The organism is Winslowiella iniecta (assembly GCF_001267535.1).
GTDB lineage: Bacteria > Pseudomonadota > Gammaproteobacteria > Enterobacterales > Enterobacteriaceae > Erwinia > Erwinia iniecta.
In genome coordinates, this window is the sequence record NZ_JRXE01000010.1 from 115,185 (window position 1) to 133,360 (window position 18,176).

An 18,176-nucleotide genomic window follows, 5' to 3' on the forward strand; every position below is an offset into this window, starting at 1 on the left:
CCGCAACCGTTACTCCATCAGAGCCTGCACCGACTGCTGAGAAATCTGAGCCTGCTCAGACATCAGATACCGTGCAGAAGCCGGAAATAGCGCAGGTCATGGAAGCGGCACAGCCAGCAGAAACCGCTACAGCAGCAGAGACGGCGCAAGCAACAGAGGCCGCTGCGGCAGCAGAAACCGCACCGGCAGCTGAACCGGCCCAGGCGACAGAAACCACGCAGACCACTGCAACCTCTGAATCTTCAGCGAGCAGCCAGCCACCGGAAACCGCAAAAACCTCAGAGCAAGCATCAGCCGCCGAGACACCTCAGTCGTAAAAGGGCGCGGCTGATTTATCACTCTCAGTGAGCGGCCAGCGTCCAGTGGTCGCCACTCAGCAATGCGGCCTGACCATTTTCAGCAAACAGCGCCAGCGGGCGTTGTTCAGGCTCAGGCCAGATGCGGCTGCTGAGCGTCGCTTCCCCCTGATTCACAAATACTTCCACTGATGAGCTGTCGATAAATATCCGCAGCTCCAGCGTACCATGCGTTGGCAAAGGGACGCTGCGATAACCCTGAATGCCGTGCTGCGGATAGTGGCGTTGCAGCGTCAGCCGCTGCGCCTGGCTATCGACGGCGATTTTCAGGCCGTCACCGAGTTTCAGGCCAAAGCTCTCGGCAGAAGAAGCACTAAGATCCCACCGGGTAATGATTTCAAGCGCCCCGGCATCCGCGATCAACGGTTCGCTGCGGTTATGTATCTGGCTGGCGGCGATGCTCTGATGCGTGCGACGCAGCGTGGTCAGCTCGGCCACAGGCGTGATGCGCAACCGATCGTTTTGCAGCCGCAGCTCACGCGGAAGTGTCATACAGCCCGCCCAGCCACCGGCTTTTGACGGCATCACGGACTCCCACATATCCATCCACGCGATAATGATCCGGCGTCCATCTGCGGCGAGAAATGACTGTGGCGCATAGAAGTCATGCCCGTGATCCAGCTCGCTAAACGCATGGCTGATAACAAAATCGTCTCCCGGCTGCCACTCACCGCGCAGATAACCGCTCTGAAACAGATTGCGATAATCATAGCCGCGCGCCCGGATACCCTGTGGAGAACAAATCAGCAGATGTTCCTCGCCAAGGGCAAAAAAGTCCGGGCACTCCCACATATAGCCACTGTGCTCAACGGCCTGCGCCAGCACGCGATCCAGCTGCCAGTCGCGCAGGCTGCTGCCCCGATAAAGCAGCACCTGACCACGGTCGTCAGCGTCGCGTGCGCCAATGACCATCCACCAGCTGTCACCCTCGCGCCACACCTTCGGGTCGCGGAAATGCATAATGCCCGGCGGTGGCGTCAGCACCACGCCCTGTTTGGTAAAGTGAATGCCATCATCACTGGTCGCGAGGCACTGGACTTCGCGAATCGCACTGTCATTGCCTTCACCTTTCAGCCAGACGTGGCCGGTATAAATCAGGCTGAGAACACCATTGTCGTCCACCGCGCTGCCGGAGAAACAGCCGTCGCGATCGTATTCTTCGCCGGGTGCCAGTGCAATTGGTTGATGCTGCCAGTGCACCATATCAGGGCTGGTGGCGTGCCCCCAGTGCATCGGCCCCCAGTTTTCGCTAAACGGATGATGCTGATAAAACGCATGATAGCGTCCCTGGTGATAAATTAAGCCGTTAGGATCGTTCATCCATCCCGCCGGGGGAGCCAGATGGAAGTGCGGATAAAAAGCAGCATCACGCTGCTTTACCGCGGTGCGCAGCGCATCTTCGGCGCGTTCCAGTCGCTGTTTCATAAAGACTCACTTTGATTCAGTTGCAGAGAAGGGGGCGTGCTGGGTTTTTCACCCAGCAACAGGAAGCAGGAGATCAGGGTCAGGACCAGTACCAGCAAACCCATAATCATATAGGTGTCGGCAAAACCGATCAGGTCATAACCGTGTCCGGCCAGAGGTGAGAGCACGCTGGCGCACACCTGGGTGACAAACTGGAAACCGACCAGGTAAAGTGTGGCGGAAAGCCGTGCGTCGAAGCGGGTAGTGATATATTTAAACATGGCGATCAGCAGAATCGGCAGTTCGACCGCATGCAGCAGTTTCATCAGGGAAATGGTCACCGCATCGGCCGCCAGTCCCGACCCAATTACGCGTAGTGCCATAATCAGCCCACTCAGCAGCAGGCCATTTTTGGCACCGATACGGTTAACCACCAGTGGCGCGAGGAACATTCCACCGGCCTCAAGGAACACCTGGAATGAGTTGAGGAAGCCGTACATCTCATTACCATTTTTCACATCAGAAAACAGCGACGCGAAGTAGACCGGGAATTGTTGGTCGTAGACGTTGTAAACACTGACGCCAGAGACAAAGACGATCAGCGCCCAGAAACGAGGTAAGCGGAGCAGGGCAGCGACGTCAGCCAGCGTCAGGCTGTCGGGTTTACCATATTCAAGCTGGCTTAGCGCATCGGTTTTCACTTCGCGCAGGCAGGCTAATAACAGCAGGAAAACCACCGCCGCTGAGGACGCCATCCAGAAGTTGAGGTTGGGATCGATATTAAACAGAAAGCCGGCGCAGAAGGTGGCGGCTGCCCAGCCGAGCGAACCCCACATCCGCGCTTTACCGAACTCAAAACCGAGAATGCGGCTGACGCGTTCGGTATACGACTCCAGTGCGCCAATACCGGCAAAGAAGGTTGCGCCGACATACAGGCCGCCGGCCAGCGCACCGAGCAGGATATTGATTTGCAGCAGCGGCGCAAAGACAAAAATAAAGAACGGTCCGCTGATCAGCAGCAACCCGCCAATCATCCACAGCAGGTTTTTCCGCAACCCGAGTTTGTCCTGAATAAAGCCGTAAAGCGGTTGGGCGCAGAGCGCTGTCAACGCGGTGGCAGAAAAGATCAGTCCGGTTTCGCTACCGCGTAGGCCCACTTTCTGGCTCAGCCATAAAGAAATCAGTGAGAACGCCGAGGACCAGGTATAAAAAAAACAAAATAGCAGACCGCTAAGCAAGGTGTAGTGACGACGTTTACTGGTATTCATGATGCGTTTTATTCCGCTTATCTACGATGTTATCTGCATTGTTAACGTTAACTTTATTTTTTTTAAAGTCATCATATAGCCATTACGTGATGTTAATCACGTTTGTTAACGTTAACATTGATGCATTGTGATGCCCCTCACACGTCTCACGGCAGTGTGATAGTTAAAAGGTATCGTGGCAGGGTGAAGAAAGTATTTTATCTGCTCAGTGCCATTCATCACACTGAAGAGAACAGTGACTGAGGAGAACTGATGATTCAATTTACAGATAAAGTGGCTTTGATAACCGGCGCAGGGCGAGGACTGGGGCTGGCTTATGCCCGGGCGCTGGCAAACGCTGGCGCCACGGTTTATCTTCACGATTCCGGCACCTCCGCGACGGGCGAGGGAGAGGACTCTGGCATCGCACAACGCGCGGCTAACAGCGTAACGTCCAGTGGTGCCACGGTATATGCGCGAAACGACACTATCACCCGCATTGAAGGTTGTCAGAAATTACTGGCAGATATCAGCAATCAGCAGGGGCGGCTGGATATCTTGATTCATAATGCCGGTTGGGTAGGTTATGAGCCGATTGAACAGCTGCGAGAAGAGACCTTTGACCGGATGATGGCGATTACCGTTAAAGCGGGCTTATGGCTGTCGCAGGCGGCGTGGCCTCTGATGCGCGAATCCCGTGGCGGGCGAATTATTCTTACCACTTCCGACCGGGCGATCTATCCACAATATGCGCAGGTCGGGTTATGCAGCTATGCCGCAGCCAAAATGGCGGTGACCGGCATCGTCAATGTGCTCGGCCTGGAAGGCCAGCCGCACGGTATCGTGGTCAATGCCATTTCCCCGGTAGCGAAAACCCGCATGTGGGGGATCACGGCTGAGCCGGAAGATCTTCGTCCGCAGGATGTGGTGCCCGGCGTGCTGTTTCTGGCTTCAGAACAGTGTCGGGAAAGTGGCTGGATTCTGCGCGCCAGTAACGGTCAGTTTCATGCAACCAGAGCCAGCGAGACGCGCGGGGTAAACTATCCGTTTGATCTCAATGCCCCGCGCGCTACTACCGCAGAAGAGGTGGCTGCCGCCTGGCACATCATCGCTCCACAAGTGGCTGAAAAACGAGGATGATACCAGCGGTTCGCAGCATTTTAGGCGAAAGTCCGTTATACAGCCGTGCCAGAGATGCCATTATCTGGGTGGATACGTACGGTGGAAAACTGCACTTTCTGCATCCGGTCAGCCATAGCTACCGCTGTATTGATGTGCCTTCACCGATTGGCTTTGTTGCAGAAGATACCAACGGCAGGTTGTTGACCGGGATTGGATGCGAAATCTGGCTGCTGAATAATCACGATCGCCTGGAGCGGCTTACGGTATGCCCCGCCGCCAGGGAGGGATACCGACTCAACGATGCGCGTTTTGATGTGGCAGGGCGTCTGTGGATCGGGCTGATTGATGAAAGGCTGACTCCGGGCAGCGGCCAGCTATTTCGTTATGATGCGGATGGCAGCTGGCATGATATCGACGGGGATTTTACCCTGATTAACGGTCTTGACTGGAGCCTTGATGGGCGCAGCCTGTATGTCACGGAATCCCATGGCGGCACGATTTATGCCTACGACTTTGATCCCGCAACCGGTCGTGCCGCGTCAAAGCGTAATGTTTTTTCTGTTAATCCTGCGGAAGGTAAACCGGATGGCCTGCTGGTTGAGCCATCCAGCTGTCTGCTATCGGTATTGTTTGACGGCGCGGCAATACTGCGAATTACCCCCGATGGTCGGATAGCGAAAAGATATGCTCTGCCGGTTCCCCGGCCAACAAGCTGCGCATTCTCTGCGGATTACGATACACTTTTCGTCACATCAGCCACTCTCGGGCTGAGCGAGAGCAGCCTGGCCGCCTGCCCTCTGTCCGGCAGCCTGCTGGCTTTGCCCTGGCCCTGATAACGGAGACGCCGCACCATGCCTGATTTACGTCAGCTACGCCAGTTTGTTGCTGTGGCCGAAGAACTGCATTTTCATCGCGCGGCTAAACGTCTCAATATGTCACAGCCTCCGCTGACCGCCGCGATCCGCAAGCTGGAAGAAGAGATCGGTGCGCCGCTGATCCTGCGGGAGAATCGCACCGCCGGGCTGACCGCCGCTGGCAAGGTTTTGCTGCTGGAAGCGAAAAGAGTCCTCCAGCAGTTTGATCAGGCGATACAGCTGACGCGTGACACGGCGAACGGCCATGCCGGACATCTGCGTCTGGGTTATGTTGGCAGTGCGCTGTATGGCCGTTTTCCTGAATTTATCCGACAGTTTCGCCAGCAATTTCCGCAAATTAGGCTGGAACTGATTGAAAGCACCTCTTCACAACAGATCTCTCTCATCCGCAACGGCAGTCTGGATATCGCGCTGGTCATTCCGCCGATCAGCGAGGCTGAGGATTTTCGACTGCTGCCTTTCGATAGCGATCGACTGGCGATCGCCATTGCCAGAGGCCATCCCCTGGCGGCGCACCCTGCGCTCACGCTGGCTGAGCTGAAAGATGAAGATTTTGTGCTGTGGCCAGCGCGCGAGGGGCGAGGGTTTTATCATCGGGTGGTTAAACTCTGCACCGATGCCGGATTTGTCCCGCAGACCGTTCAGGAAGCACACGGTATGCATGCGGTACTGTCGCTGGTGGCGATTGGCACTGGCGTTTCCATTGTGCCAGCCAGTATGTCGCGCTTTCGCAGTGATAAAATCCGCTATTTCCCGCTGGCGTCGGCGGAGGCGAGTTTTGAACTGGCATACTGCTATCGTGCTGGCATGCTCTCTCCGGCTGCCGGATTGTTGCTTGAAAAGGTCAGTCAGCCGCAGGTTAAATCAGGCCAGCCGGTGTTATCCCACGGTAAAGCGTATTAACCACAAATTTATTCAGGTTGTTACCGCGCCGTCAATCAGGGAAAATCCTCGCCTTCTGCGATAAGATTTTGTTATGACTGAGCGACATAAGTAATGAAACAACAACCCCCCTCCAGCCGGAAGGAAAAATTAACCCTCTTTTTAGGGCGGCTGTGGCCGCATCCGCTGGCCGTGGCGCGCAAACAGATACTGCTGGCCAGTCTGGGGGCGGGAATAGGCCTGGCCATCACCAGCTTGTTTAGCCACTGGTTGCTGGGAGAGGTCAATCTCTGGTTTGTGGCACCGATGGGCGCCTCTGCGGTGTTGTTGTTTGGCGTACCGAACAGCCCACTGGCACAGCCGTGGTCGGTAGTTGGCGGCAATTTTATCTCTGCGCTGACCGGTGTCACCGTCAGTATGTGGATCAGCAATCCGGCGGTTGCCTGTGGCGTTGCCGCCTGCCTGGCCATTGCGTTGATGTTCCAGCTGCGCTGTCTGCATCCGCCGGGCGGCGCGGTAGCATTAACCGTGATACTGGGCGGAGCTACCACCCACCAGGCCGGCTATCTTTTTGCCTTCACCCCGGTATTGCTTAACTCGGTGTCATTGGCGCTGCTGGCGATCGTATTTAATAACCTCGCAGGCCGTCGCTACCCGCATCCGCTGGCAGCGACAGAAGCCAAACCGCAGCCGGTTGCCATGGATGTGCCGATTACCCGTCATGATCTGCATGAAGCGCTGATGAAGGGGCAATTGCTCGATATCGATGAAGATGACCTGCAGGAGTTGTTGCAGCAGGCCGAGCAAATTGCCGTGCGCCGCCAGTTATCCCGCGCAGGGTAATTCCCTGCGCAGGCTTAGCCCTGGGAGTGATCGGCGGGCAAAATAGCCAGTTGTCGGTAACCGCGCTGCTCCAGCTCGCTGGCGGCGCGCGCGGCGCGTATCCCGCTGGCGCATACCAGTACAATCCGGCGATCGGCAGGGGGCTGCCAGTCAGCCATTTGCCGGGGCAGCAGCCGAATAACACTGGCGGCGACGCTGAGCGGCGCTTCTTCGTCACTGCGTAATTCCACAATACAGTCTCTGGCATCTAACATGCCGCTATCGATAAACGGCACCACGGGTTCGCTGGGTTCGGGCGCGCCATCAAAGCGAAACTGGCTGAAATGCCAGCGCACAAAATCACAATTCACCACGCATCCCAAGGGGGACGGTGACAGTTCCAGCAACACGCTTAGCGCCATCTGCGCCTGCATAGCACCGAGGGTTGAGACGGCCGGCCCCATTACCCCCGCAGTATTACAATTCGCCGCGGCTTTCGGCAGGCTGGGAAACACTGCCCGATAACTTGGTGCCGTGGCGCAAAATCCGCCCAGATAGCCTTGCCGCCCGAGTGCAGACGCGCTGATCAGCGGCAAGCTGAGGGGATAACAGGCATCGGATAACTGATAAGTCACGGCAAAATTATCCGCTGCGTCGATCACCAAATCGATATCGGCCAGCGCGTCTGCCAGATTGCTGCCGCAAAGCCGTTGTGATACGGCCTCAACCTGGCACTCTGGATTCAGCTTGCTGAGTGCGCGACTGGCACAGACCACCTTCGGCAAATGCAGATCGTTCATGCTAAACAGCGTCTGGCGGTGCAGGTTATGCAGTTCAACCTTATCCGCATCATAGATACGCAGATAGCCGACACCGGCACCGGCCAGCAGCGGCAGAATCACCGAGCCAAGACCTCCCGCACCGACCACCAGCACCCGCGCCTGTGCCAGGCGTTGTTCGCCCTGCGGACCCACTTCGGGCAGCATGGTCTGCCGTTGATACCGGCTCACAGGCTGCACCTGCTGACTGATTTTTTCATCTCAGTTAAACTCCGCCAGACCAAAGATCGGGGTGGACGCCACCGCCATATCACGCTTCTCCATCAGTCCGGCTTGCCACGCCTGCTGCCCTGCACGAATCGCATCCTGAAACGCCGCGGCCATCCGTACCGGATCGCGAGCTTTGGCAACGGCGGTATTCAGCAGAATGCCGTCAAATCCCATCTCCATTGCCTGCGCCGCCTGGCTTGGTGCACCTATTCCGGCATCAATAATCAGTGGAATATCGTTAAACCAGGCACGCATGGTGCGCAAGCCTTCCGGGTTACGCAGACCCTGTCCCGAACCAATCGGCGCACCCCAGGGCATCAGTAACTGGCAGCCAGCCTCAAGCAGTTTTTCGCCGATAATCAGATCCTCGGTGGTATAGGGGAAAACCTCGAAGCCCTCAGCACATAAAATCGTGGCGGCTTCAACCAGTGCAAAAGGATCCGGTTGCAACGTATCGGCATGACCAATCACTTCCAGTTTTATCCAACGGGTATTAAACAGCTCACGCGCCATATGTGCGGTGGTAACCGCCTCTTTTACCGAGTGACAACCGGCCGTATTCGGCAGAATGCGCTTATCCAGTTGCGTCAGCAGATCGCGGAAAGCGCCGCCGGTTGCCCCCTCACGACGTAAGCTGACGGTGATAATTTCGGTGCCGGAGGCTTCGATAGCCTGCTGGAGTATTTCAGGTGACGGATAACCGGCGGTACCTAATAAAAACGGTGACTGCGGCTGAAAATCATACAGCATCATCTTAACCTCCCTGCATCGGTGCCAGCACTTCCAGCTGACAACCCGCTTCAATCGGTTGGGTGGCATACTGGCCGCGCGGAATAAAATGTCCGTTTAAGGCACAGGCCACGCAGCTGATATCAATTTGTTGCAGGTGCAGTAATTCTGCCAGCGTGCTGGCTTCGGTATTAATGACCTGACCATTTAATTCAATTTTCAATGCTGTGTCTCCTGTGCCAGTTGCTGTATCAGTTTTTCCGCCATAATCGGTGCCAGTAAAAACCCGTGTCGGAACATGCCATTAAGATAGAAAACACCGTCCCGATAGCGGATTTCCGGTAAATTATTGCGCCACGATGGGCGTAAACCGCTGCCGGTTTCGACAATTTTGGCTTCGGCGAAAGCGGGATCGATCGCATATGCCGCGCTGAGCAGTTCCATCGTGGCGCGGGCGGTAATCGGCCCGCTGTCATTGCTCTCAACCATGGTTGCGCCCAGCATAAAGCGTCCCTCGGTACGGGGAACCAGGTAACAGGGGAAGCGAGGATGCAATAATCGGATCGGGCGGGAGAAGTGAATTTCAGGGCTGTGTAATATCAGCATTTCGCCACGTACTGCTCGGAGATCCGGCAGCGCGTCAATCGCCTGCATGCCACGGCAGTCGATCACTTTACCGGTCGGTTTGCCGCTGTGAAAACGGATGCCCGACTGTAATAACTTGTCGCGCAGTTCCTTGAGCGCATGGCGCGGATCAAGATGGGCTTCAGAGGGAAACCAGAGACCGCGGGAAAATCTGCCGGATAATCTGTCCTCAATATCGCCAGGGGAAACCCACTGATGTGCGCGGGTCATGCTGGCGAAACGGGTGAGTTCCATGCTGTCGCGCGGCGGAGCCACCACCAGAGTTCCCTGGCGCTCGACGCCACTGACGTGTTGCTGCCACCAGTCAGCCGAGCGCTGGCCCCAATTCACCACCTGTTCAGGTGCACTTTCGCCTTCGCAGTAAGGAGCCAGCATGCCGCCAGCCCAGTGCGAGGCGGGGCAATGATGTTCGGCGGTGATGACTTCAAGTTTTTCCCCGTGTTTTGCCAGCATCGTCGCGATACATAGCCCGGAGACTCCGCTACCAATGACCGACCAGTGGCTCATAACTGAGCTCCGGCATCGGCGCGAGGGAGGGGATAACAAAGGTGCATTTCGGCCTCTCAGATAACTTATGAGACCCGTGACACAGAGAAGGGAGAAGATCGCGAACAGTTGAATGCACGCCTGCGCGATCGGTATCTCTTGAGAACGGAGAGCAAGAGACAGGTCTTCCTACGCCAGTATCAACTGGGTCAGGTTCGAAGGGTCGCTAAACCGCGATAAATCGCTATTAGCCTCTCAGTCTCTTCGGCGAGACTCCCCTGACAGTTTCTTTTTTTATTGTATATGACGCATCAGCGTCAAGCACTTGCGTAATTTATTTTCATTCCAGCCAGAAAAAACGGCGCAAGCAGGGGCAGGGTGAAAACAGCAGACGACACCTTGTGCCGCCTGGCGTTTACGCGATTATGCCTGCTTAGGCTGGCCGTTGGATGCTGTCAGTCCGCCATCAACCGGCAAATTAACCCCGGTAATATAACGCGCGTCATCGCTGGCGATAAAGGTCACCGCCGCGGCGATATCTTCAGGTTTACCGGCGCGAGCCAGCGGAATACGTTCGTAAAACTTATTCAGTAATTGCTGATTACTTTCCACTTCTTCCGTCAGCTCAGTAAGGGTGAAACCGGGGCAGACGGCATTGACGCGCACGCCATCGGTGCCGTAGTCCATCGCCAGCGCGCGGGTAAAGTTGGTGACTGCACCTTTAGCGGCATTGTAGACGCTCATTCCCCAGTCGCCGCCTAAACCTGAGACGGAGGAGATATTCACCACATTACCTTTGCTGCTTAACAGTGCGGGCATAAAGTAGTGAATGCAGTGGAAAACGCCGTCCAGATCCACTTTCATCAACTGTTTCCAGTCGTCGAGCGCCACTTCATGGATGCGCCCCTGAACAATCACCCCGGCATTATTAACCAGGACGTCAACCTGACCATATTTTTCCAGCACGCTGCGTGACAGGGTTTCAACCTGGTCTGCCTCGCCCACATCACAGGGGGCAACCAGATGATTGCCGGGGGGCAGTGTCGCCAGGGTTTTTTCCAGTTTCTGCTGGGTGCGGCCGACTAACACCACCGCCGCGCCCTCACTGGCAAAGCGTTTCGCTGTAGCGGCACCAATACCTGAACCGGCACCTGTGACAACCACGACTTTTTGCTGAAAACGTGCCATTTATGACTCCTTGTTCGCTGCTTTTGTAGGTTAAAACACTGTATTAACCCTGGCAGTCAGCATGAGGAGCGCAAGCGCGGCTGGCGGATCTAATTATAACCTGTTGTTATGAATCATAGTTTTACATGTCAGAAAATGTTAATAAGCTATCAGGGGTGTTGGCTGGCGGATTAAGGCGTTACGGCAGAACACTTTACAACCGACCATTGATACGCTGATTGTCTCGGAGCACATCAATCGCCGTCTGCATGGCAATTTTGTCGTCGCGGCGCTTTTGGTTATTCTGGGCGACTTGCAGATACTCCAGCAGCGTGCGGGTATTGATCGGACGGCCAAGTTTGCAAATCTCAAGAATGGCGTTGCCAAGAATGATTTTTACCGGTGGGAGCTGGGCTGGATACCAGTCAAGCGTGTCTTCTGATTTCATCTGCAAAATTTCCGGGATGGGCAGTATAGCACATAAACTGCTGTATCACGGCAACCGGTCATGAGTTGTCACCAAAGCCACGGCACTTTTCGCGTAATAATTTTGATGTTAACTTTATGTCATAAATCAGAATGTTAAATAAAAAGAATCGCCATGCAAATTCACTCTTCCCGACTGCACTATCATCCCCTCAGCCTACAGGACTGGCCGTTTTTTTGCGCACTCAACCTTGATCCACAGGTGATGCGTTATGTGTCTGATCCCCGTAATGAGGATGAAATACGCCGCCAGTCATTTGAGATCCGTTTGCCACGCTGGACGCCAGGTAGCACGCACTGGCTGTGCCTGGTGATGCGTAAAAAAGAGGATGATACCCCGGTGGGGGTGACGGGTTTTATCGATCGCGGCGCGGGCGTGGCAGAAGTCGGCTTTCTGCTGGCGAGCGCCTTTCAGGGCAAAGGTTACGGCATCGAGTCGCTGCGCGCGCTGTGTGAAGGGGCATTTTCGCTATCAAACTTTCGCAAATTAACCGCGACGGTAACGGCCGGAAATCTGGCCTCAAAAGCGCTGCTGGAAAAAGCGGGCTTTGTGCAGGAAGGTACACTGCGGCAGAGTTATTTCCTGCATGGCCGTTGGCAGGATGACTGGGTATTTGGGCTGCTGAAAACGGAGTTCAGACAGGGGAGTCAGCCGCAATCCCAATAATACTTAGCGTGCACCGGGCGGGTGCACGCTGATAAATCAATGTGCCAGTTGCGGGGTATCATTCGACGCGACCCGGCGATAGCCTTCAGCCTCTTTCTTCCCATGCCCGAGCCCCGGGAAGGCAATATGCGCTGCTGCCACCCAGTAAGCCTGCTCTGCGGCCTGCGCCAGCACTTTTTCCCGGATGAGCACGCGTCAGACTGGCTGATTCCCTTACTAAAGTTATTGAAAAAAAACGACCGGAATGATAGGATTATCGCCATTGTTTCTGGAAAGTTTGCGTGTAAATGCCGCAGTGAAATAACGGCCAGAACGCTAATCGGTTCCGTTAAGATGACAAAAAAATGAGTAAAATGTCAGCCTGACTGAACAGTGAAGATTAGAAAGAATAAATCAAAGCAATATGTAGTAATGTCGTAACCGCCGAAAGGCGGTTTTTTTCTGCCTGAAATCCCGCGTTTAATGCCCTTCCATTACATCCTTGATAAATTGTAGCGATAAGATTAAACGCTGCTCCTCTGCTGAGTAATAGATTTCTGCTGTAATTAAAAGTTTTAAATCAGAATTAAAAGTCATATTTTTCATTAAGTTAAATTTATTACTTACAAAAATTTACAGATCATATTGCGTTCAATCCCCTACTTTTTATGATGATGATCTACCTTATACACTTAAGCAATACTTATTAATGTTGCTTATATGTTAAAACCGGCTGGTATGGAACCTTACGGCGCAAAGCGGGCTGGCTAAGGTTTACTGGCGAGGTCATTTCTGACTGAAATTTAGTGGGGACGCACTATGACGTATTCAGCTATCGTAAAAATCGTAACGGGCGCACTGGCGGCGCTGACTTCACTGTTTTTTGCGGCGATGTTGGTTTTCATACTGCTACAGGCTTTGGGTATGACTCATCGTTGGCCTTGTCCGGTGCATTGACACTGCGTGCAGTGCCGATGAAGGGTGTGAATCATCAGTTCGGGCGGCGAAGCTGCCGCCCGTGAAGCAGAAGCAGAAGCGTGAGCGGCTGAGAGGTTATTCCAACTGGCATTAACCTGCGCCGGGAAGCTGTAGTTCTGCACGCTGCCTGATTTTTGTATTGATCAGCACATATCCGCTACTACCCAGTATTCCGGCCAACGCGAACAAGATAATCAGCAGCTTGCGCTGCGATTTATCCTGTTTCAGCGGCTCATAAGGCTGACGCATATATTTGAACGGAAGAATTTCCATCTCATTGATTTTCAGTGCATTAAGCTGACCAATATACAGACGGCGATTAAGCAGATCCGGATTGAGCTGCGCAACATCCTGTAGTGAGCGTTCAATTTCCAGTTTACGCAGGAGGCCATTTGCCCCGAGAGTCACAGAGTAATCCGGGTCGTCCTTAATGCTGCTGCCATTGCTCCAGGACGGGTGTTTCAGGCCAGCGGAGTTGGCAATCGATAAGGCATAGTTCAGACGCTGCAGCTTAACCTGATGGGCATTTTCTGCCCGTGCCAGTTCCAGCTCATATTCGCCTTGTGCTTTGCCTTTCAGCAGGTCGACCTGATAATTGATTTTCTGATGCAGCTCATCCTCGACGACTTGCGTAACATAGCTGATATAACCTTCCAGCAAATCACGTGCCGCCGTAGCGTTTTCCGCAGTATAGCTAACCTTATAATAGCGATACTCTTTTTTATCTTCGGCTTTATCCTGGCCGGAACTGTGGGAAGCAATATTGCCATCAAGAATAGTGTCAATCAGACGGCTGGTTTCCTGTGGTGAACCCTGTTGTTCTTTCACCAGTTGTGTAAAGTAATGAGTATTGACCAGGTACTTCTCACGCAGGTCGCGTGAGTCAAAGTTACGCATAAAATCGGAGAGCAAAGAGTCGGGAGTGATATCGGCAGAAATCCCCAATACGGCTAACTGCGTGATGGTTTTATCCATACTGCGTAACTCTTTTGGTGAGGGCGCCACAATAATGGCGTGACTGGTCCAGCGTGGGGTCAACAGCAAACTACAGCCAACACCCAGCACCACTGCCAGCAACGTGGTGACGATAATCGTGGTTTTACGTTGCAAAATAATAGTGAGAAAGCTAATTAAATCGAGATCATCATCTTTATCGGGTAAATGACCGGTCAGTGAGGGCGTATGCGGTTGCAGCATATCGCTTTTATAAATGATGTTACTCATACTTTATTCCTGTAAGAAATATGCTGGCACAGCAAACCAATCCATTAGCCGGGGAGTGCTCACGAATACAGGTGCTTAATTGTTGCGATAACAAGGAATGGGAGCCATAAAATGTGCAGAAATAAAAACACAGTGGCAGGATATAATCAACTGAAATGTAAGTTGGTTATTTTTGTGCTACAGGAATTGCCCGGCTGGTCATGGAATGGATTAATTTAGTGGTCTGGTTCCGGAAATATGAGTCAAAAATTAAGACCAGGGTTTATCAGAAACGGTGTGATGCTCAGGATAACGAAAGCTTAAATGGCGGGGGAGGTGGTCATAATATAATTTGGAGCTGATTAAATATAACAATTATTAATTATCATTAAATACTATTAGCCCGACTTTATATTCCCGGATGATTTTCACCAGGCTGGATACTATACTGTCAGCCAGGTTCTTTGAAAATCTTCCGGCGGCGATACATTGACCGGCACGCTACGCCAGCGAGATTAGGTGTGTAGCGTGCCGGAAAGGGTTAAGCCTGAGTCACACCGCCAAACACTAACCGGCCCTGATGGAATGTGGCTTTTACGTCTGAAACGCGCGCCACCGCTTCGGCAGAGCAGCTGGCATCAACCAGAATCATCTCAGCGTCATCATTCACCGCAGGCCACTGACGCTTGCCGTTGTTATCCAGTGGCAGCACGTCGCCGGTGGCGATCGCCAGTGAACGCGTCAGGCCAAATTCGTCAGAATTACCGTACAGCTGCGCATACAGGCTGGCTTTTTCCAGCATGCTGCCGCTGCCAAACGGCGACCAGTGATCGACAACGCTGTCAGTGCCGGTCATGACGTTCACGCCTTGCGCACTCAATTGCGGCAGCGGCATGGTCAGCTTCCCCAACGGAATGGTCGACGCGACGCTAAACTGCTGCTCAGCCATGCCACGAATCACGGTATCCAGCTCATCGCCACTGAGTGTGGCCAGCGCAAAGCCGTGACTGAGCGTGACTTTACCTTTCAGCTGCGGGTTTTCTTTAACGGTTTTGATCATATATTTGACGGCCGCTACGCCAGCCGGGCTGGTTTCATGCAGATGAATATCCACGCCGGTATTGGTGTCGAGCGCAATGCGGAACATCGCGTCGAGCGATTTTTCCATCGCACCATCAACATTGGTTGGATCGAGGCCGCCCACAAACTGCACGCCCATCTGCATCGCTTCACGCATCAGACCGTCGACCTGTGAGTGCAGTAAACCATGCTGTGGGAAAGCGACAATTTCACAACTGAAGTCATTACGATGTTTTTCCAGCGCAATTTGCAGATGTTCGAGACTTTTCAGTCCGCTAACCGGATCGATATTACAATGGCTGCGAGCCACCGTAGTGCCTTTGGCATGTAGCAAGTCGATGATCGCTTCAGCGCGCGCCACCGAGGTGGGCAGCAACTGCGGGATTAATTGCTGTTCGCGTGCAATCATATCCATAATCGTTTTGCCTTTACGCGGTCGCGGTGCCTGCCACGGGCCGCCGTAAAAGGTCTTATCAAGATGGATATGCATATCGCGGGTAGCGGGTAACAGTAACAAGCCACCGGCATCATAGGCTGGCAGTTGGCTGTCAGTTGCAGAGTTAGCGGGCTGAAGTGCGACAATCTTGCCGTGGTTGATCTCCAGCGTCCACAGCCCGGTGCGGGTGCCGATAATCATCTCCCCCTCGCGTTCGAAACCCTCTTCCAGTCGCACATTGCGCAGCAGATAGTGGCTGGCGTCAAACTGCGTTACCCGGCGCGGATCATCAGTACAAGTTACATTGTTTGCCGGAGCGGGCGCGGCTCCCGCCATGCCGGATGCCAGTAACACGCCGCCAGCGGTAACTCTGGCACTTTGTGAGAGAAAGTTTCTGCGACTCGGTTGTTGCGGGTTTTGCACATCGATTTCCTTAATCAGGCGAATGGAAAGGGTTTGCATAGCCTTATCACCCTAAAAGAATCGGCGACCGCTGGCTGTGATATTTTCCACTGGTTATCAGTGGAAAATGCACTGCTAAGTCAGCTGGCAAAATTGCCGCAGTTTTTCTGCCAGCTCCAGCTGCGCCGCAGAGGCGTTATCGCGATAAAACAGCGCCAGCTCAAAATTATCAACCGGCGGCAGGGTGCTTTCTACGCCCAGAATTCGGTGCTGCGGCAAACGGCAGCTGGCGGGCAGTAAGGTGACGCCAAGACCGGCAGCGCTGGCGGCAACCAGTGCCGCGAGGCTGGCGCTGCTGTAACTGATGCGCCAGCGGCGGCCCAGCGCATCCATCGCCTGACACAGCTCATCACGATATAAACCGTTTTGTGGAAACAGTACCAGCGGCACCGGCGACTGCTCAAAAGTGGGCCATTCGGCGCTGTCCAGCCATAACAGCGGTTCACTGCGTGCCGCTTTCGGTTTCTCGCCTCTGGCTTGTTTAATCAGAATGATATCCAGCTCTTCCCGATGCCAGGCGCTGCGCAGCTCATTACTTAATCCACTGGAGACATCCAGCCGCAGCTGCGGATGTGTGCGGCTGAACTCGGCCAGTAGCGCAGTGGTGGGCGCCGCAAAATCTTCCGGCATGCCGAGCCGTACCACGCCGTCGCGCCACAGATCGGTCAGCGCATCATGCGCTTCACCATTTAGCGCAATAATTCGCCGTGCATAGCCCAGCAGTTTTTCGCCTTCCTCGGTCAGCAACACCTGATGTGACGAGCGCTCCAGCAGCGCTTTGCCCAACATCTCCTCCAGTCGGCGCACCTGCTGACTGACCGTCGACTGCGAGAGAAACACCCGCTCGGCGGCGCGGGTAAAGCTGCCGCTTTCACAAACGGCAACAAAACTCAGTAACTGCTGCGGACTGAACATCGGATAGCGATTCATTTTTTCACTGTTAAATAGACTGATATTCGATTTGACAATACTAACCGTTGCAGGCTGGCTGGCAAGTGCTGTCGCCACGACACATCATCTTCAAGGTAACGTAATGAAATGTCAGCCAATGTAATGCAATTAAAGCCCGCTTGAGCGCGTCGGGGCTGGCGGGTCTAATTGCGCTTCTGTTAACCGAAGGGCAAGTAACATGTCGCGTCGAGCGCTACTTTTCATTAACCGTCAGTCACGCAATGGCGCACGCTCTGCCGATATGGCGATGGCCGCTCTGCGCCAGCATGATATTGAGATTGTTCATCCCGATCCGTCGTTAACCTTAAGCGAGGCGATTTATGCCAGCGCCGGGCATGTTGACCTGATCATTGTCGGTGGCGGTGATGGCTCACTAAACGCTGCGGCCAATGCATTAATCGCCACCGGTTTGCCGCTGGGGATTCTGCCGCTGGGAACTGCGAACGATCTGGCGCGCACGCTGGCGATCCCAAAGGATCTGAGCCGTGCCGTGGCGATAATCGCCGCCGGAAATCTGCGCCAGCTGGATGTTGGCATGGTCAACGAGCGGCCTTTTTTTAATGTTGCCAGCATCGGTTTCTCTGCCTCGCTGGCGAAAAATCTGACGGCAGCGTCGAAACGGCGTTGGGGCGTACTGGGTTATGCGTTTGCCGCGCTAAAACTGTTCCGTCAGAGTCGTCCGTTTACCGTATATATTGATCACCATGGTCAGCAGGAAAAGGTGAAAACCCTGCAAATTTCGGTCGGTAACGGCCGCTACTATGGCGGTGGCATGACGGTGGAGCAGAGCGCCGCGCCCGACGACGGCCAGCTGGATGTTTACAGTCTGGAGCTGAATCACTGGTGGGAGATGCTGGCGCTGGCACCTTATCTGCGACGGGGTACGCAGGGAAAATGGCGTAAAGTGCGTGCTTTCCCGGCGACTGTGTTAACCCTCACCACCCGTCGTCCGCATGAGATTAATGCAGATGGCGAAATTGTCGGCACCACCCCCGCGCACTTTTCCATTCGCCCGCAGGCGGTAAAGGTTTTCGCACCGCAGCCACCTGTCCGCTAAGTGAAGAGGGCAGCGAAGCCGTGTTTTAGCTTTCGCTGCTAAACTTCTTTTGCCCGCCTGAAATATGCCACGTTGTGCACAATCACCGCCGGC

The 18,176-nt window shown here is 54.2% G+C and carries 18 protein-coding genes, 1 pseudogene and 1 riboswitch; of the genes and pseudogenes, 7 read left to right on the plus strand and 12 right to left on the minus strand.

The window, feature by feature from the left end; all coding sequences use genetic code 11:
* Positions 1-317: hypothetical protein (locus NG42_RS23120; protein WP_206542083.1), on the plus strand; the 317-nt coding region annotated here is incomplete at its 5' end.
* Between the two features lie 24 nt (positions 318-341).
* Here NG42_RS23120 and NG42_RS08975 read toward each other — a convergent pair.
* Both NG42_RS08975 and NG42_RS08980 read right to left on the minus strand, forming a co-directional pair.
* Positions 342-1,781 (minus strand): glycoside hydrolase family 32 protein, encoded by a 1,440-nt coding sequence (locus NG42_RS08975; protein WP_052898952.1) that lies wholly within the window; start codon positions 1,779-1,781, stop codon positions 342-344.
* Positions 1,778-3,028 carry an MFS transporter gene (locus tag NG42_RS08980; protein WP_052898953.1) on the minus strand — a complete coding sequence of 417 codons (1,251 nt, stop codon included), beginning with the start codon at positions 3,026-3,028 and terminating at the stop codon, positions 1,778-1,780. The genes NG42_RS08975 and NG42_RS08980 overlap by 4 nt, the downstream gene beginning before the upstream one ends.
* Before the next feature lie 252 nt (positions 3,029-3,280).
* On the opposite strand from NG42_RS08980, the gene NG42_RS08985 reads away from it, so the two are divergent.
* From NG42_RS08985 to NG42_RS09000, 4 genes are all read left to right on the plus strand, one after another.
* Positions 3,281-4,147, plus strand: a complete 867-nt coding sequence (locus tag NG42_RS08985; RefSeq protein WP_052898954.1) for an SDR family NAD(P)-dependent oxidoreductase — start codon at positions 3,281-3,283, stop codon at positions 4,145-4,147.
* Positions 4,144-4,962 carry an SMP-30/gluconolactonase/LRE family protein gene (locus NG42_RS08990; RefSeq protein ID WP_072133217.1) on the plus strand — a complete coding sequence of 273 codons (819 nt, stop codon included), beginning with the start codon at positions 4,144-4,146 and terminating at the stop codon, positions 4,960-4,962. The genes NG42_RS08985 and NG42_RS08990 overlap by 4 nt, the downstream gene beginning before the upstream one ends.
* Positions 4,963-4,980: 18 nt before the next feature.
* Complete coding sequence (locus tag NG42_RS08995; RefSeq protein WP_052898955.1) at positions 4,981-5,907, plus strand: LysR family transcriptional regulator; 927 nt, start codon at positions 4,981-4,983, stop codon at positions 5,905-5,907.
* A 93-nt stretch (positions 5,908-6,000) separates the two neighbouring features.
* Complete coding sequence (locus NG42_RS09000; protein WP_052898956.1) at positions 6,001-6,729, plus strand: HPP family protein; 729 nt, start codon at positions 6,001-6,003, stop codon at positions 6,727-6,729.
* Positions 6,730-6,743: 14 nt separating this feature from the next.
* Here the strand turns inward: NG42_RS09000 and NG42_RS09005 are convergent, their stop codons facing one another.
* The 6 genes from NG42_RS09005 to NG42_RS09030 form a co-directional block, all read right to left on the minus strand.
* Positions 6,744-7,718, minus strand: coding sequence for a HesA/MoeB/ThiF family protein (locus NG42_RS09005; RefSeq protein ID WP_052898957.1), 975 nt, complete (start codon positions 7,716-7,718; stop codon positions 6,744-6,746).
* Between the two features lie 30 nt (positions 7,719-7,748).
* Positions 7,749-8,507: a thiazole synthase gene (locus tag NG42_RS09010; protein WP_052898999.1), complete on the minus strand. Its 759-nt coding sequence runs from the start codon at positions 8,505-8,507 to the stop codon at positions 7,749-7,751.
* 4 nt (positions 8,508-8,511) lie between these two features.
* Positions 8,512-8,709 carry a sulfur carrier protein ThiS gene (gene thiS, locus NG42_RS09015; RefSeq protein ID WP_052898958.1) on the minus strand — a complete coding sequence of 66 codons (198 nt, stop codon included), beginning with the start codon at positions 8,707-8,709 and terminating at the stop codon, positions 8,512-8,514.
* Positions 8,706-9,638, minus strand: coding sequence for an FAD-dependent oxidoreductase (locus NG42_RS09020; RefSeq protein WP_052898959.1), 933 nt, complete (start codon positions 9,636-9,638; stop codon positions 8,706-8,708). The genes thiS and NG42_RS09020 overlap by 4 nt, the downstream gene beginning before the upstream one ends.
* A gap of 148 nt (positions 9,639-9,786) precedes the next feature.
* Positions 9,787-9,907: riboswitch (TPP riboswitch) on the minus strand.
* 133 nt (positions 9,908-10,040) lie between these two features.
* Complete coding sequence (gene budC, locus NG42_RS09025) at positions 10,041-10,805, minus strand: meso-2,3-butanediol dehydrogenase (RefSeq protein ID WP_052898960.1); 765 nt, start codon at positions 10,803-10,805, stop codon at positions 10,041-10,043.
* Positions 10,806-10,998: 193 nt separating this feature from the next.
* On the minus strand, positions 10,999-11,232 hold the full coding sequence (locus tag NG42_RS09030) for a hypothetical protein (RefSeq protein ID WP_052898961.1): 234 nt from the start codon (positions 11,230-11,232) through the stop codon (positions 10,999-11,001).
* Positions 11,233-11,385: 153 nt separating this feature from the next.
* Here NG42_RS09030 and NG42_RS09035 point away from each other — a divergent pair, with 153 nt between their 5' ends.
* Positions 11,386-11,937 (plus strand): GNAT family N-acetyltransferase, encoded by a 552-nt coding sequence (locus NG42_RS09035; protein WP_052898962.1) that lies wholly within the window; start codon positions 11,386-11,388, stop codon positions 11,935-11,937.
* Positions 11,938-11,973: 36 nt separating this feature from the next.
* Here NG42_RS09035 and NG42_RS22635 read toward each other — a convergent pair.
* The 4 genes and pseudogenes from NG42_RS22635 to NG42_RS09050 all read right to left on the minus strand — a co-directional run.
* Positions 11,974-12,129, minus strand: a pseudogene (locus NG42_RS22635) (MBL fold metallo-hydrolase); the annotation flags it as partial.
* 855 nt (positions 12,130-12,984) lie between these two features.
* Positions 12,985-14,118: an LPS O-antigen length regulator Wzz(fepE) gene (gene wzz(fepE) / locus NG42_RS09040; protein ID WP_052898963.1), complete on the minus strand. Its 1,134-nt coding sequence runs from the start codon at positions 14,116-14,118 to the stop codon at positions 12,985-12,987.
* A 520-nt stretch (positions 14,119-14,638) separates the two neighbouring features.
* Entirely contained in the window at positions 14,639-16,075 is a 1,437-nt protein-coding gene (locus NG42_RS09045) for an amidohydrolase family protein (RefSeq protein ID WP_053115783.1), read from the minus strand.
* Between the two features lie 75 nt (positions 16,076-16,150).
* On the minus strand, positions 16,151-17,005 hold the full coding sequence (locus tag NG42_RS09050; RefSeq protein WP_052899001.1) for a LysR family transcriptional regulator: 855 nt from the start codon (positions 17,003-17,005) through the stop codon (positions 16,151-16,153).
* Positions 17,006-17,204: 199 nt separating this feature from the next.
* On the opposite strand from NG42_RS09050, the gene NG42_RS09055 reads away from it, so the two are divergent.
* Positions 17,205-18,083 carry a lipid kinase gene (locus tag NG42_RS09055; protein ID WP_052898964.1) on the plus strand — a complete coding sequence of 293 codons (879 nt, stop codon included), beginning with the start codon at positions 17,205-17,207 and terminating at the stop codon, positions 18,081-18,083.
* Positions 18,084-18,176: the final 93 nt, after the last annotated feature.